This window comes from Streptomyces resistomycificus (genome assembly GCF_001514265.1).
Classification (GTDB): domain Bacteria; phylum Actinomycetota; class Actinomycetes; order Streptomycetales; family Streptomycetaceae; genus Streptomyces; species Streptomyces resistomycificus.
The window spans coordinates 1,052,556-1,065,886 of the sequence record NZ_KQ948988.1; the positions used below are offsets into that span (position 1 = coordinate 1,052,556).

Annotated in this window: 10 protein-coding genes; 7 read left to right on the plus strand and 3 right to left on the minus strand. The window is 68.6% G+C overall.

Going from position 1 to position 13,331, the window contains the following annotated elements; genetic code table 11:
• Positions 1 to 7 precede the first annotated feature (7 nt).
• A complete protein-coding gene (locus tag AQJ84_RS04480; RefSeq protein ID WP_030042343.1) occupies positions 8 to 1,333 on the minus strand; it encodes a helix-turn-helix domain-containing protein in 1,326 nt (441 codons plus the stop codon).
• A 187-nt stretch (positions 1,334 to 1,520) separates the two neighbouring features.
• On the opposite strand from AQJ84_RS04480, the gene rfbB reads away from it, so the two are divergent.
• From rfbB to AQJ84_RS04500, 3 genes are read left to right on the plus strand one after another with little or no spacing between them, the layout of a single operon-like run.
• Positions 1,521 to 2,540: a dTDP-glucose 4,6-dehydratase gene (gene rfbB, locus AQJ84_RS04485; RefSeq protein ID WP_051870080.1), complete on the plus strand. Its 1,020-nt coding sequence runs from the start codon at positions 1,521 to 1,523 to the stop codon at positions 2,538 to 2,540.
• Positions 2,533 to 3,759, plus strand: coding sequence for an ATP-grasp domain-containing protein (locus tag AQJ84_RS40555; RefSeq protein WP_079022767.1), 1,227 nt, complete (start codon positions 2,533 to 2,535; stop codon positions 3,757 to 3,759). The genes rfbB and AQJ84_RS40555 overlap by 8 nt, the downstream gene beginning before the upstream one ends.
• Positions 3,760 to 3,790: 31 nt before the next feature.
• Positions 3,791 to 4,948, plus strand: coding sequence for a DegT/DnrJ/EryC1/StrS family aminotransferase (locus AQJ84_RS04500; RefSeq protein WP_030042345.1), 1,158 nt, complete (start codon positions 3,791 to 3,793; stop codon positions 4,946 to 4,948).
• Positions 4,949 to 5,000: 52 nt separating this feature from the next.
• Here AQJ84_RS04500 and AQJ84_RS04505 read toward each other — a convergent pair whose 3' ends face one another.
• A complete protein-coding gene (locus AQJ84_RS04505) occupies positions 5,001 to 6,176 on the minus strand; it encodes a UDP-N-acetylglucosamine--N-acetylmuramyl-(pentapeptide) pyrophosphoryl-undecaprenol N-acetylglucosamine transferase (protein ID WP_030042346.1) in 1,176 nt (391 codons plus the stop codon).
• A 269-nt stretch (positions 6,177 to 6,445) separates the two neighbouring features.
• Between AQJ84_RS04505 and AQJ84_RS42905 the strand changes: the two genes are divergently transcribed.
• Entirely contained in the window at positions 6,446 to 6,652 is a 207-nt protein-coding gene (locus AQJ84_RS42905; RefSeq protein ID WP_030042347.1) for a hypothetical protein, read from the plus strand.
• 126 nt (positions 6,653 to 6,778) lie between these two features.
• On the opposite strand, the gene AQJ84_RS43915 is transcribed toward AQJ84_RS42905, so the two are convergent.
• On the minus strand, positions 6,779 to 7,252 hold the full coding sequence (locus AQJ84_RS43915) for a hypothetical protein (protein ID WP_053193356.1): 474 nt from the start codon (positions 7,250 to 7,252) through the stop codon (positions 6,779 to 6,781).
• Between the two features lie 1,026 nt (positions 7,253 to 8,278).
• Between AQJ84_RS43915 and AQJ84_RS04520 the strand changes: the two genes are divergently transcribed.
• The 3 genes from AQJ84_RS04520 (at position 8,279) to AQJ84_RS04530 (ending at position 13,323) form a co-directional block, all read left to right on the plus strand.
• Positions 8,279 to 8,716 carry a toll/interleukin-1 receptor domain-containing protein gene (locus AQJ84_RS04520; protein WP_053193360.1) on the plus strand — a complete coding sequence of 146 codons (438 nt, stop codon included), beginning with the start codon at positions 8,279 to 8,281 and terminating at the stop codon, positions 8,714 to 8,716.
• 87 nt (positions 8,717 to 8,803) lie between these two features.
• Positions 8,804 to 12,256 carry a CHAT domain-containing protein gene (locus AQJ84_RS04525; RefSeq protein WP_159042783.1) on the plus strand — a complete coding sequence of 1,151 codons (3,453 nt, stop codon included), beginning with the start codon at positions 8,804 to 8,806 and terminating at the stop codon, positions 12,254 to 12,256.
• Between the two features lie 320 nt (positions 12,257 to 12,576).
• Positions 12,577 to 13,323, plus strand: coding sequence for an SAM-dependent methyltransferase (locus tag AQJ84_RS04530; RefSeq protein ID WP_030042351.1), 747 nt, complete (start codon positions 12,577 to 12,579; stop codon positions 13,321 to 13,323).
• Positions 13,324 to 13,331: the final 8 nt, after the last annotated feature.

Below are 13,331 nucleotides of genomic sequence, written 5' to 3' on the forward strand. Positions count from 1 at the left end.
ACAGCGCTCAGCAGGACCGCAGACGGTCCAGGAACTCCGGCACCCCGTCGATAGACTTGTACGGCCGGAACGCCGGTCCCAGGTCCCGCACCAGCTTCACGCATCGGTCAGCACCGATACGTTGTGCCAGGTCCAGCGACTCGTTGGAGACCGCAAGGGCCTGTTCGACCTCCCGGGCCTGAAGCAGGGACCGCGCCTCGTACGTGCGGAACACTCCCCGTGTCTTGTCCCGCGAGCGCGGGAGCAGCGACAACCCCTCTTCGATCCGAGCCCGTGCCTCTTGTGTCCGGCCGAGATCGAGCATGCACTGACCGGAGTCCACGGCCAGATCTGCGGTGCTCATCCACCGGCACCAGGACGGCGCCGGGTCTGGGGTATCCGTCAGCAGCGTCGCCTCGGCCGCGCTCAGGTCCTGGTGGCATGCGCCGGCGTTTCCCATCGCTGCGTGTGCGCGGGCCCGGCGCAGATGGAGCGCCGACCGCGCCGTGGGATGCCGAGTGTGGATGAGGGCCTGGCTCAGCGGCTCGACGGCCGACTCCGGCTTCCCAAGCCAAATCGCCTGGTACGCGAAGTCCGACAGGACCCCCGCGCCTTGATCCCGGTCCCGGGCGGTGTGCGCATTGGACAGCGCCGCGTTCCACAGCTTCCCGGCCGCGTAGTGCTGGCCCTGGTCGAACCGGTACCAGCCGCAGGTGCTCGCCAGCGACGATGCCAGCAGATGCAGACGGTGCCCCGTTGGTTCGCTGAAACGGCCGCCTTCCAACAGGTCCGTGACCGTGTCCAGGTGCGCCTCGGCCATCTTGATCATGTACTGGCGTTTCTCCGTCGGCAGTGCCGACAGCTTCGTGCCGGTCTCCTCGAGCCAGCTCATCAGCTCCTCGTCAACGTGAGTGCCGTCGGCGGCAGCTGTGAGGCGGTCGGGTTCCAGTTCGGCCCACTGCGAGGCGAGCCCCGCCAGAGCGAGCGCACTGTAGGTCAGGAAGGTGCGGCGTTCGCGGTCCATCACAGCTCTCTGTGCATGTCGAAGGGCGTGGACGGTGTACGCCGGCCCGAGTGGCACCGGCTCCTCACGGCCGGGTAGCCAGTGAGGCCACGGATAGCGCTCAAGGTCGGAGACCGGCACGTCGAAAGCGTCAGCGATGAGGAGCTGCGATTCGGCATCGGGTTTCTTCCGGCCGTGCTCCCACCGGCTGACGGCGGCCTTGTCCGCGCCGCACCGCAGTCCCTCCGGGCGCATCCGCGCGGCCCTGTGCATCCGGGCCACCAGATCGCTTTGAGACCAGCCGCGCAGGAAGCGCGCGTACGCGAGGGGATGCTGGATCGGTTCGTCCACGGAATCAACCCCATCATCGACGGCTACCCCGAGGGTAGCGAGTACACGTCCGGGACAACCCCGGGACAACGCCCAACGACTGTTCGGATGAGGGCAGTTGGGCTGTACTCGTTCATCCCCGGAAGCGTTCGACGCTCATCCGGACACCTCCCGCACACAAAGCGACGCACACTCTTCGGAGGCTTCCATGGACAGACTGCTTGTCACGGGCGGGGCCGGGTTCATCGGCTCGCACTTCGTCAAGCGCATCCTGCGGGCCGACGACATTGGCCATGTGACGGTGCTCGACGCCCTCACGTACGCGGGGCGCATCGAGAACCTCGGCGAAGCGTTCCACCCGAAGCTGACGTTCGTCCACGGCGACATCCTCGACGCCGACCTGGTGGACGCCCTCCTGCGGGAGCACACGGCGGTTGTCCACTTCGCCGCCGAGTCGCACGTCGACCGCTCGTTTGACGCCGCCGGCGCCTTCCTGTCAACGAACGTGCTCGGCACCCAGACCCTTGTGGACGCGGCGATGCGGCACAGCATCAGCAAGTTCGTGCACGTCTCGACGGACGAGGTCTACGGGCCGCTGCCTCAAGGATCCGCCACCGAGGCCTACCCGCTGCGCCCGACGGTGCCATACGCCGCATCGAAGGCGGCCAGCGACCTGGTCGCGTTGAGCTACTTCCACACCTACGGCGTCCCGGTGTGTGTGACGCGCAGCTCGAACAACTACGGCTCCCATCAGTACCCCGAGAAGATCATTCCTCTGTTCGTGACCCGGCTCCTTCGAGGCGAGCAGGTCACTCTCCACAGCCGAGGCCAGCACGTGCGGAACTGGCTGCACGTCGAGGACAACTGCGCTGGCATCGAACTCGTCCTGCGCGGCGGCGCCCCGGGTGAGGTCTACAACATCGGCGGCGGCTCCAACTTCACGAGCAAGGAGCTGACCGGCCACCTCCTGCGTCTGTGCGGCGCCGACTGGGATTCGGTCACGTACATCCCAGACCGTCAGGCCAATGACATTCGGTACTCGATGGTCTGGGACAAGATCGCCAGTCAGCTCGGCTACCAGCCCCAGCGCGACTTCCACGAGACCCTGTCCGACACGGTCGAGTGGTACCGCCGCAACCGCGATCGGTGGGAGCCGCCCACGCGCAACTCCGCCACCCCGCACCCGCACGTCATCCTTGGCGCGACCCGGGAGCCGCAGCATGTCTGAGCACTGGCCACAGAACGCGCTGATTGTGCTTGGCGCATCAGAAGAGGTGATCCCGCTCTACCAGGAGTCGCGACGTCGCGGAATTGCGACCATAGCGGTGGACATGCGGCCGGACGCCCCCGCGCTTCCGTTCGCCGACGCGGCCTTGACGATCTCCACCCGGAACACCGACGCCATCGCCGACGCGTTAGGCGACGCGCGCCCCGCCGGGATCGTATGCGGCGCGAGCGACGCTGCGCTGGCCAGTTGGCACGCCTTGAGCCTGCGGTACGGCACCGCCTACGTGTACCCCAAGGACGCACTCGCGGCTGGCGACAAGGCCGCTTTCCGTACGATCGCCGCGTCCTGCGGCGTCACCGGATACGAGTGGACCGCTTCGCGTGATCCGGACGAGGTGGTCGCAAAGTCGGCGGGGCTTCCCTTCCCGCTCGTGGTCAAGCCTGTGGACGGTTCGGGCAGCAAGGGTGTCACCCGCGTCACCCGCCCTGACGACCTGCCCGCTGCCGTCGCCTACGCCCGTTCCCACTCCGCCTCTCAGACCGTGATCGCCGAAGAGTTCGTCGAAGGCCGCCCGCTGGCCATCGAGGTCTTCATGCGGGACGGCAGGGCGGTGCTGACCTGCATCAAGGACAAGGAGTTCGTCAACGGGGGCTTCGTCGTCAGGCGGCTGCGCACCACGCAGTTGCCCTTGGCGACACGCAACCAGCTTGAGGCCACCGTCGAGCGGCTGTGCCGCGCACTGGGCATCGTCGACGGGCCGGCGAACTTCGACGCCGTCCTCGGCGCAGACGGCAAAGAGCGTGTCATCGAAGCCAACACGCGTCTGGGCGGTGACGGCGTCCCGCGACTGCTCGCCGCAGCCTACGGCGTGGACGTCGTGCGTGCACTCATCGGGCTCGCGCTCGGTGAGCGGGCCGGCGGCCACCTGGTGCCAACGCGCGCCGCGCATGCGGCGCTGGAGCTGATCGGCTCACCGCTCGCCGTGGAAGGCGAACTGATCGCATGGGAAGGGGCCGCCGAGGCGCGCAGCATCCCCGGGATCACTGATGTCGAGCTGTACGCCGAGCCGGGTGACCGCGTACGGCCGCACGACCAGTCCGGCCACAAGATCGGCCTGCTCGTCGCCGCCGGGCAATCGCCTGCCGACGCATCCTCTGCTCTGGATGCGGCTGGTGCACTGATCCGGCCGATAGTCCGGCCGATCAAGGGGGCGAAGTGATCACGCCCATCTTCGCGACGAAGGGGGAGTCATGACCAACCCGTCGAGGCCAAACTCCCGGCGCAACGCCAGCCCGTACCTGTACGGAGAGGAAGCCGAGGCGGTGGCCCGGGTGCTGGAGTCCGGGCAGTACGGGCACGGCGCTGTCACCGAGGAGTTCGAACGTCGCGTTGCTGACTTCCTCGGCATTCGTGATGCTGTAGCCGTCGCCTCTGGTACGGCAGCCCTGCACCTGGCTCTGATCGTCGCAGGGGTCGGTCCCGGTGACGAGGTGATCGTTCCGTCCATGACGTTCTGTGCGACCGTTCAGGCAATCCTGGCCGTCGGCGGCACTCCGGCATTCGTGGATGTCCACCCGGCCACGCTATGCGTAACCGACCAGCTCGTTATGGATGCCGTCACCGATCGCACGCGCGCCGTGATGCCGGTCCTGTTCGGCGGCCGAGCCATCGACCTCTCCCGTGCACGCAAGGAGCTGACTGCCCGGAACATCGTCATCGTGGAGGACGCCGCGCATGCTTTCGGCTCCCGCAGCGGCACTCGCAGGGTCGGCGCGACCGGTGACCTCACCTGTTTTTCTTTCGGGCCGATCAAGAACCTCACCTGCGGCCAGGGCGGCATGGTCATACCCCGCACGCCGGAAGAAGCCGACGCCATCCGTCGACTCCGGCTCCTTGGCGTCGTCCAGTCCCAGGCGCAGCGTGCGAACACAACCACCTACCGTGTGGAGTCCTTCGGCCTTCGGTACCAGCTCTCCAACCTCAACGCGGCCGTCGGTCTGGCCCAGCTCGCCCACTTCGGCACCACTGAGCGTGCCCGCCGAAACCTGTGGCGAACCTACCGGTCGGCGCTCTCCTCACTGGAGGGCGTGACGCCCGTCGATGTCGACCCCGACCATTCCGTGCCCCACCTGTGCCAGGTCCGAGTGAAGAACCGGGATGCGGTGTTCGCACACTTGCGATCCCAGGGTGTCGGAGTGGGTGTCCACTACCCGCCCAACCACAGTCAGCCCGCGTTCGCAGCCTGGAAACGCACGCTGCCCGCCACCGAGCAGGCCGCCAAGGAGATCCTGAGCCTGCCCTTCCACCAGCACCTCACCGAGCAGCACATCGAGCACGTGGTCTCCGCCCTCGGACAGGTCCTCAAGTACGCCGGAGGGACGATGTGTTCAACGACTGCGCCGCGCTGATCGAGGCGGGCACGGCGCTGCGCATCGGCCGACACCGCGCGTCACAGGCGAGTCAGCCGGATGCGGCGGACAGGATCACGTCGACGAGCCGGTCCGCCGCATCCGGCCGGCCGTAAGCCCGGGCCCGTTCCGCCATCTCGTCCCGCCGCGCGGGATCGGAGAGGAGCGGGCCGATGGCATCTCGGAGGTGATCTGCGGTGACCTCACCGAGCAGGGCGACGGCGGCCCCGGCCTCCTCCAGATGGCGGGCGTTGTATGCCTGCTCGTTCCCCGCCGAGGAGGCCAGCGGGATGAACACGGCCGGCTTGCCGAGCGCAGTGAGCTCGGCCAGGGTCCCGGCCCCACTCCTCGACACCACGACGTCCGCGAGCGCGAGGACGTCGGGCAGCTCCGGGCCGACGAACCCAGCCAGGTAGTACCGGCCAGCCAGCGGCGCCGACAGGGTTGCCGCGTACTGCCGCAGCTCCTCGACGTTGTCCGGCCCGCACTGGTGGACCAGGTTCGCCCGCTCCAGCAGCCAGGGCAGAGCGTCCCGCACGACGCCGTTGATCTGCTGGGAGCCCTGCGCGCCGCCGGTGACGTACACGGTCGGCAGCCGCCGGTCGAAGCCGTGCAGGCCCAGCGCACCCACCGCCTTGTCCGGGTGCCCGGCCAGCACCTCCGGCCGGATCGGGTTGCCGGTGACGACCGCAGCGCCCCGTACCGCCTCCGGCAGAAGGGGCAACGTCGACTCCGACGACACCGCAATCCGCGTCGCCGAACCGGCCAGCTTCCGGTTGGCCAGACCCAGGCGCACCGTCTGCTCATGCAGCACCAGCGGACGCCGGCACATACGCGCGGCCAGCCCGGCGGGGACGGCGACGTAGCCGCCGGTGGCGAGTACCACGTCCGGCCGGAAGTCCGCGACCAGCTTCCTTGCCTGGGCCACGCCGAGCGGCACCCGCGCCATGTCGCGCATATTCGACGCCGACATCATCATGAGGGGGTTGCTGGAGCGGCGGATCTTCCCCGTGGCCACGGTGGCGAACGCGATCCCTTCGGCGGGCGCGACACGCGCCTCCAGGCCATCGGCAGTGCCGATCCACAGCACCTCCAGTGCCCTCCCCTCGGCCGCCAGTCGATTCTGCAGCGTGCGGATCGCAGTGAGGGCCGGGTAAGTGTGGCCGCCAGTGCCTCCTCCCGTGACGATGAGGCGGAAACTGTTGACGCGACAGGGTTCACTCTTCACCCGGCGCAGCCTACTGGGCCCCGATGGCTCTTCTCCGGCCGCCGGACCGGGCAACCGATGCCTCGGTCCACCGTCGAACTCGGGGTTGAGGTTCCCTACAGCGGGTCGCCGGGTGCGGTGATGACCTCCCGGCCGACTCCCACATGCGCAGCACACCTCGACGCCTCACGGCTGTCCAAGGGCCTGCGAGCAGAGCAGGCTGCCCGGCGCCCTCGACGTGCGTCTCGACAGCCGGGCGACGCAGCGGAGACTGACCACAGCCTTGCGCGGTGCCCGGCAACGGGCTCCGGCTCGGCGGGCGGTTCGACGGCCGCGGGCTCGGCCGGCTCGACGGCGTCAGCCTGCTCGGGGTCGTCGCCGCGCAACGACGCGGCGAGGGCCTCGATCTCGGCAAGGGCCTTCTCCGCGGCTTCGATCCGCTCTGCCTTCTCGGCACGGATGTTCTCGACTCCGGTGGCCAGCTCTCGAAGCCGTGATGGACGCTCTGACCGACATCGAAGGCGCTCGACCAGGCGGCAACACCATCGAGACCGGCATTCCTCTCGCCTCGTCGCCGCCCGCCCTCAGACAGAACGCATGACCAACCCATCGCCGACAGATGCCTATCGAACAGGACCGCGCTCATCAACCAGAACGGTAGGCTCCGACAGGAACACGTTCGAGTCGACGGGCCCATAGGCAACGTTGAACGTGTCGAGCCAGTACGACCAGCCCCGTATTCCAGCGGCGCTACTGAACCGATAGTTCAACTGCCAACGGACCCAGTGCCCCGGGCCCAGGCGCACCGCCGGCGGCCGCCGCGGGCGCGGCGGCAATCCGAACAACGGCTCCACACGCGCCAGCACCCGGAGCCGATCACCCTCGTCTCGCAAACTGAGTCCGACCCGTCGCAAGTCCCTCTCGCTCTCATGCGGCTCGAAACCGTCACGCTCGGACATCTGGATGACCTGGGCGAAGGAAGGCAGCACCGGTGACACCAGGAACCCCGTTGGCGCTGAATTCCTGCGGGCAGCAGCATCACCGCCCCTGGAGTGCTTCGTCCAGGACGTCCTGATCCACTGCACCGTGATCTCCACTGCAACCGCCTCTCGCCCGGGACACTACGGCGACCACAGCCTGAACGGCACCCTGGTTTCGGCGCGCTGCCTACGACTGGGAGAAGGCCGGGACGGACTGGTTCTCGGCGGCCCGGTGGGAAGAACACGGTCGGCTCACCGAGTTACGCCGAGCGCTTTCAAGGAAGCGTGGCAGGCAAAACGCGCACCAGACCGCGCCTTCCAGCAAGCCGCACGGCGAGCCCGGGGAACAGAAGAGCCATAGAGATCGCCCCACACACGGCAATCGGCCCGCCCCATGCCGCAGGCTCCGCATTCGAGGAGACCTTGAAGGGGCTCGCGGGCTTCGCCCTGGAGTGAGGCGCTGAAGGTATTCGCGGACGGACCGTGGGAGACCATCGTCCTGGTGACACCGGCCGACTGAGCGCGGTTGGCGGTGGCCCGGGCGTGCGGGCACCGCGTCCGCGTCCGCGCCGGCTTGGCACGGCGAGAACTCGGCCGGAGTGAAAGCGAGTCCCGGGCAGAACCCAAGGCGCTCCCACGCTCGTCGTGACAGGCGGGAGACCGGTCCATGAAGCGTATGGCGCCTTTTCTGACCTGGCTGTTGTCGACCTGGTGGCCCACGATGACGAGACGGCACTCGCCGGCCAGGCCGCCGCCTGTGGGCGACCTCGCCGGCTCATCGGCCTACCAATCCGGCCAGAGCCTGGCGTACCGCTAGGCCCGTACGCCGATCCCGCGGCTGGATCCCGCCGGGCGCCCGGGCACGAAGGGCCTGACCCCTCACCTCGGGGGAGTGTGACGGGCCAGGGCCGACTCAACGGTGCACACCGAAGCCGGCTTGACCGCACTGTCAGGCGTCGACCTCGCAGACATGGACGAACTGCTGTCTCCGGGACGCAGCACAGGGGGAGATGGTCTCCGGGGCGGGGCAATTACGTCATTGCAGGCGTACAGGGCGTCTGAGCTGCTCTAGTGTGTGGCCAGCTTGGAGAGCAGTGGCCGGGGGCACTCACGTCGCGCGGGGGTCTGGTTCGGGGGTGTGGTGTGGCTGAAGTCGAGCGGTTCGATGCGTTCATCTCGTACGCGCATATCGATGCGCCGTGGGTATCCAAGCTGGCAGACAACCTGCACCGGCTGGGCCTGGATGTGTGGCTGGACCAGTGGGAGATGGTCGCAGGCCAGCGAGTGGCGACACGGTTGCAGGACGGGCTGACGAAGGCCGGCGCCGTGGTGGCTGTTGTCAGCCGGAGCTGGGTGGAGTCCGGGTGGTGCGGCGAGGAATTCGCGGCCGCCGTGACTGCTGCGGTAGAGCACGGCAAGCCGCTGATCCCGGTTGTGGTGGGCGAGGTGGAGCTGCCGCCCTTCATCGCTTCCCGCTTTTACGTCGACTTCCGGCATGCCGCTTCTCCGGCCCAGTACGAGAGCCTGGTACGGCAGTTGGCGCAGGCCGTACGCGGCCAACCGTCGGCGCGGCGTCCGTAGCGTGGCGAGCCGCTTGCAGTGCCCGACACTGTGGCTTACCGGCCGGACGGGCCTACGCAGGCGGAGTTACGGATCGGCACCTCGAAGGTGACGTTCTCCACCGCGAGAGGTGAGGTGTCGTGCCAGCCGCGCGGCGTGGATCACAAACTCGAGGAGCAGTTGTGGCTGCTGCAACGGTCTCGTGACCGGGCCTCCCACGGTCAGGTCACGCGGCATCTGCTGACGGCGGAGGAGATAACGGCTTCGGGAGGGCCTTCGGCGGCGCTGGCGGCGGTGGGTGTGGCGCTGGGTGAGCGGTTCGCCTGCGGTGAGGTGGCGGCAGCCCTGGCCTGCGAGGAGCAGTCGGTCCGGGCGCGTCATGAGTCGTTGCGGATCGGGCTGGCAGTGGACGACCCGCGGTGGGTGAACCTGCCGTGGGAGACCCTGACCGTGCCGGGGACCGGACCGTTGGTGCTGTCGAAGCAGGTGGAGCTGTACCGCACGATCCCGCGGGAGGAAGCTCCGGTGGCGGTGCAAATTCCGGGGCCGCTGCGGATCCTGGCGGTGGTGGCCAGCCCGGAGGCGGGTGGGGGCGAGCTGCTGGATTACGAGCGGGAGCTGGGCCGGATCCTGGACGCGGCCGGCCCGGCGCGGGCCGGGCAGGGTGCGTATGTGCGGGTGTTGAACTGGGGCAGTCTGGCCGAGATCCGTGCCGCCCTGGAGCAGGAGCGGTTCCACATCCTGCACCTGTCCTGCCACGCCGGACCCGGAAGGCTGCTCCTCGAGGACGAGCGGGGTCGGGCCGACGAGGTCGATGCGGAGCGGTTCCTGTCGGAAGGTCTGCCCACCGGCCGGACCGTGCCACTGGTGGTACTGGCCGGCTGCTCCACAGCCCGCACCCCCACTCCCGCCGCGCAGCCGTCGCAAGAGCAGCCCCCGGAGAAGGCAGAGCCTTCGGACAGCGACGTCGAAACCCCAGAAGCAGAAGATGCGCGGGCGCAAGGGCGCGCTCGAGCCGGTCTGGCGCGTGAACTGCTGGCGCGCGGCGTGCCGGCGGTGCTGGCGATGACGGAAGCCGTCACCGACCACTACGCCACCGAACTGGCCGCAGAGACATACAAGACGCTGGCGCGTGTGGAGCACCCCGATCCCCTGACCGCGCTGTCCAACGCCCGCCGCACCCTGGAAACACGACGTCGGAAGCTGCCGGAGAACGATCCGTTCGCCGTGTGGCCAGAGTGGTCGACCCCGGCCCTGTTCCTGGCTGGGCCGCCGCTGCCGTTGTTCGACCGAACCCTCAGCGTCGGCCAGGTACAGGTCGTGCCGGAAACGGTGCTGAATAGGGGCATGGTGGTGCGTAGAGTTGGTGAGTTCGTCGGCCGCCGCACCGAACTGCGCCGCCTGCTGGCCGTCCTGCGTGACGACCGTAAGGCCGGGGTCCTGGTGCACGGGATCGGCGGAGTTGGCAAGTCCACCCTGGCCGCCGAACTCCTGCATCACTACGGCACCCACAACCGGCTGATCGTGCCTGTCTCGGCCACGACGGCCCTCACTGCCGATGCCGTGCTGCAGACCCTCCGACTGCGCCTGAACGCCTACTGCTCGGCCGAAGGCCTTCCGGAAAGCGACCCGCTGCGGCAGGCAACCGTGGCACTGACAGATGCCCGTGCGCCGTGGCGGGAGAGCTGGGAGCTGGTCCGGCAGAACGTGCTGCCCCGGCTCCCAGCGGTGCTGATCGTGGACAATGCCGAAGACCTCCTCACTCGCACGCCGTCCGGTGACGGCTGGCGGCCGGCCGATCCGGAACTGGCGGATCTGCTGGATGCATGGACGGCGGCCAGCCCAGACACCCGGCTGCTGGTCACCAGCCGCTACCCCTTCAGCCTCCCCGGCCGCGCCCACCGACGGCTGGCCGCTCATCATCTGGGGCCGCTGTCGTTTGCGGAGACCCGCAAGCTGATCTGGCGGCTGCCCGGCTTGGACGCCCTCAGCCCTGCCGACCAGCAGCGTGCCTACACCGACGTCGGAGGCCACCCGCGCGCCCTGGAATACCTCGACGCCCTGCTGCGCGGCGGGCAGGCACGCTTCCCCGACATCGCCGACCGCATGGAAACCGCCCTCGAGGACCGCGGCATCCTCGATCCCGAGCGCTGGCTCGCAGGCGTCAAGGGCGACCTGGACACGGCGCTGGCCGAGACCGTCACCCTCGCCGTCGACGACATCCTCCTCGACACTCTCCTCACACAGATCGAACACGTACCAGGGGCACGGCTGCTGCTGGACGGCCTGGCCGTCTACCGCACCCCGGTCGACCGGACCGGGGCCGCCTGGCAGCAGTCAGAACTCACCACATCCCCCGACCTCGATCCCGCCCTCCTTCAGCGCCTCCAGGCGATGAACGCGCTCATCGCGGAAGCCCGAGCCGCCGGAGCAGGGCCGGAGAACGGCTACGGCCTGCCACCTGAGACGTTCGCCGAATATCAAGCAGTCCGGGCAGAGCTGCAGGGGAGCCCCGTCGGCGGAGACGCCCAGGCCGGAAACGCCCTGAAGCGGCTGCTGGACCTCGGGCTAGTATCCCCGGCGCCCGCGCCCCAAGATGAGCCGGGCAGCCTCCCCAGCGGGCTGACGCCGCATCACTGGACCGCCGCAGCCCTCCGCCGACGCGCCCACCCCGACACCCTCAACGCCGCTCACCGGCGGGCGGCCGCCTACTGGCAATGGCGCGTCAACGTCCAGCCCCAGTCCCGCACCGACGACATCACCCAGCTCATCGAAGCACGCCACCACCATCACCAAGCCGGCGACCTCGACCAAGCCGAAACCACCACATGGCAGGTCTGCTCTCAGCTGCACACCTTGGGAGCCTGGGACTGGGAACTTCACCTGCTCGAAGAAACCCTCACCTGGCTCCCCACCCGCTCCCGCTCTGCCGCCGCCTACATCCACCAGCTCGGCATCATCGCCCAGAAGCGGGCTGACTATGCCCAGGCGGAGGAGCGCTACCGCGCCGCCCTCACCATCCTGGAGGAGCTCGGCGACCGAGCCAGTATCGCCAGCAGCTACCACCAGCTCGGCACCATCGCTCAGCTGCGGGGTGACTATGCCCAGGCCGAGGAACGCTACCGCGCCTCCCTCACCATCAAGGAGGAACTCGGCAACCGCGCCGGCATCGCCAGCAGCTACCACCAGCTCGGCATCATCGCTCAGGAGCGGGGTGACTATGCCCAGGCGGAGGAGCGCTACCGCGCCGCCCTCACCATCCTGGAGGAGCTCGGCGACCGGGCCGGCATCGCCAGCAGCTACGGCCAGTTGGGGGTGCTCCGCACGGTGCAGCAGCGCCCCGCAGAAGGCGTGCCTTACACGCTGCAGGCGTTGGGGCTTCAGCTGGAAATCGGAAACCCGCCAAGCAACACTCTCGCTTGGCTCAGCCGGCAAAGGGCTGCCCTCGGCGACGACGCCTTCCGAACCATCCTCGACGACCTGCTGGAGGAGGGCACGGCGGCGGCGATTATGGACGTGACACAACCCCAGGAAGAGCCTCCGCCTGACGGGCCGGGGTAGCTCTTACTGAGCGTTTCAGAATGACGTTCGAGAAGGCGCCGGCATCCCCCGTCAGGTTGTCAGCCGCGATCGTCTAGGCGCTGCGGGATGTGACGCTGATGACACAGGCCGTAACGGGCGGGCGACTGCAGCGCATGAGTGCCCGCCGTAAGGCGCAATTGCGTTGGACACGGTGATCACAAGCGCCGTAGCCTCGACCGGCCCCAGCCTTCATACGTTCGAAGAGGTGTATTTGATGACGGTTCAGGTTCCCGCGGTCAGCTCCCGTCAGCCGCTCAGCCCCACCGTTGCGACCTCCACGAACCGAAGGAACCCCTGTCATGGATCTGCCGCGTAGCTTCACCATCCGCGAGAGCAGCCATCGCATCTGTAACCCGTTTACCAGCGAGAAACTGGCTCTCCTGGGCCAGACCATCAGCCCGGTGCCGGGCACGCGCCTGCTCGACCTCGCCTCCGGCAAGGGCGAGATGCTGTGCACCTGGGCCCGGGACCACGGTGTCACCGGGACCGGGGTCGACATCAGCACCGTCTTCCTCCACGCCGCCCGTGAGCGGGCTGCGGAGCTGGGCGTTGCCGACCGGGTCGACTTCGTGCATGCGGATGCCTCGGGACACGTCGCCGACGATCCCGTCGGAATCGCCGCCTGCATCGGCGCGACCTGGATCGGCTCCGGCGTGGCCGGCACTGTCGAACTCCTGCGGCGCAGTCTCGCTCCCGGCGGCATGATGCTGATCGGCGAACCGTACTGGCGCCGCGAGCCCGAGGACCAGGCCACCGTCGAGGGCTGCCACATGGCCCGCAAGGACGACCTGCTTACCCTGCCCGAACTGCTCCAGCAGTTCGGGGACCTGGGATGTGACGTCGTTGAGATGGTCGTCGCCGACCAGGACAGCTGGGACCGGTATGTCGCGGCCCAGTGGCTCAACATCCGGCGCTGGCTCGACGCCAACCCCGACGACGAGCTCGCCGACGAGATGCGCGCGGAACTTACCGCGGCACCCGTCCAGCACGCCAGGTACCAGCGTGAATACCTCGGGTGGGGCGTGTTCGTACTGATGGACCGCTGACAATCCAC